Here is an 886-nt window from a genome sequence, read left to right as displayed (position 1 = left end):
CCGGCGCGGCCGGTGGAGGCCCAGGCGACAGCAGGCGGGGTGGCCGAACCGGCCGCGGCTGCCGTGGCCGGCGGGGCGGGCGGTGCGGCCGGTGCGCCGGGTGCCCCTGAGCCCGAGGCGGCCGCGCATCGCGTCCCCGGCCCCCGTTCCGAGCCCGTACCGGCCGGGGAACTGGTCCAGGGTCCGCCGGAGTTGACGGCCGCCATGGCCCGGTTGCTGCGGGACGTCGTGGTGGTCGGGACGCTGGAGGACGCCGAGGATCTGGTGGCCGCGCGGCCGGAGCTGACGGCCGTGACCGGTGAGGGCGATCTGCTGGGGACGCATTTCGCGCAGGGCGGTTCCGCCGGTGCGCCGAGTCTGCTGGAGGTGCAGGCGTCGGTCGACGAGGCCGCGGCCGAGCTGGAGGAGCTGGCGGCGCGCTGTGCAGAGCTGGCCGAGGCGCAGCGGGCGGCGGCCGGACGGCGTACGGAGTGTGCCGCGCTGGTCGAGGAGTTGGCCGAACGGCGGCGGGCGGCGGACCGGGAGAAGTCGAAGGTCGCCGGGGATCTGGGGCGGCTCGGCGGGCAGGCACGGGCGGCCGCGGGCGAGGCGGAACGCTCCGACGCGGCGGCGGCCAAGGCCGAGGAGGCGCTGGTGCGGGCCACCGAGGAGGCCGAGGAGCTGGCCGAGCGGCTGGCCGTGGCGGAGGAGGACCCGGGCGTCGGCGAGGAGGAGCCCGATACGTCCGTACGGGACCGGCTGGCCGCCGACGGCGCGAATGCGCGGCAGACCGAGATGGAGGCCCGGCTCCAGGCGCGTACGCACGAGGAGCGGGTCAAGGCGCTGGCCGGGCGGGCGGATGCGCTGGACCGGGGGGCGCGCGCCGAGCGCGAGGCGCGGGCGCGGG

General features: G+C 78.9%; 1 pseudogene. It reads left to right on the top strand.

Annotated features, from left to right (window positions below):
- Positions 1–886, top strand: a pseudogene (locus DY245_RS32765) (chromosome segregation protein SMC); the annotation flags it as partial.

It is taken from the genome of Streptomyces inhibens (assembly GCF_003389455.1).
In the GTDB taxonomy this organism is placed as follows: Bacteria; Actinomycetota; Actinomycetes; order Streptomycetales; family Streptomycetaceae; genus Streptomyces; species Streptomyces inhibens.
Note: the sequence above shows the minus strand (reverse complement) of the source record. Positions and strands in the feature narration are given on the sequence as shown.